Origin of the sequence: Neoroseomonas rubea (assembly GCF_016106015.1) — a bacterium.
In the GTDB taxonomy this organism is placed as follows: Bacteria; Pseudomonadota; Alphaproteobacteria; order Acetobacterales; family Acetobacteraceae; genus Neoroseomonas; species Neoroseomonas rubea.
On sequence record NZ_JACADQ010000696.1, the window covers coordinates 1 to 782 of the forward strand.

General features: G+C 75.2%; 1 protein-coding gene. It reads right to left on the reverse strand.

Going from position 1 to position 782, the window contains the following annotated elements:
* Positions 1-550, reverse strand: a 550-nt coding sequence (locus tag HW577_RS25900) for a shikimate dehydrogenase (protein ID WP_198378942.1), incomplete at its 3' end; no start/stop codon positions are given.
* Positions 551-782 lie beyond the last annotated feature (232 nt).

Below are 782 nucleotides of genomic sequence, written 5' to 3' on the forward strand. Positions count from 1 at the left end.
CGAAGCGGGCCTCGAGGGCGGCGGCAAGGTCGGCGGCGCGGCCGGGCTCGACATCGTGCAGCATCAGCCGCGCCGCGCCGAGCGTGAGCAGCGCATGCGCGACCGCCGCCCCGGCCCCGCCCGCGCCGAGTTGCACCACGGCGCCGAGCGGCACGCCCGGAAGGTCGCGGCGGAAGGCGGCGGCGAAGCCAGACCAGTCCGTGTTGTGGCCGTGGCGCTTTCCGTCCCGCAACAGCACGGTGTTCACCGCGCCGAGCGCGCGCGCATCCTCGGACAGGCCGTCGAGCAGCGGAATGACGGCCTGCTTGCAGGGATAGGTGATGTTGAGGCCGGCGAAGCCCATGCGCCCGGCCGCCGCCAGCAGCTCCGGCAGCGCGGCGACCGTCAGGCCGAGCGGCTCGAGGTCGATCTTGCGGTAGATGAGGCGAAGCCCCTGCTCCGCGCCTTCCCGCTCATGCATGGCGGGGGTCAGCGAAGCGCCGATGCCCGCGCCGATCAGGCCGAGCAGCGTGGCAGGCCAGGCATCGGGCAGCGGTGCGTCGGCGGGCATGGGCCGCTTTCGCCACGGAAGCGGCCGCGGGTCAATGCGGCGGCCGCTTGATCGCCGCAGGCGCCGCGACTAGAGCAGCGAGAGGCGCCGCCCCGGTCCGTCTCGGCCAGGGCGCCACAAGAATCCTGGGAGGAACAGGCATGACCATCGCACTCGACCGTCGCGGCGCGCTCGCCGCGGCCATGGCGCTCGGCGCCGCCGCCACGGGGCCCGCCGCCATGGCCGCGGCGAG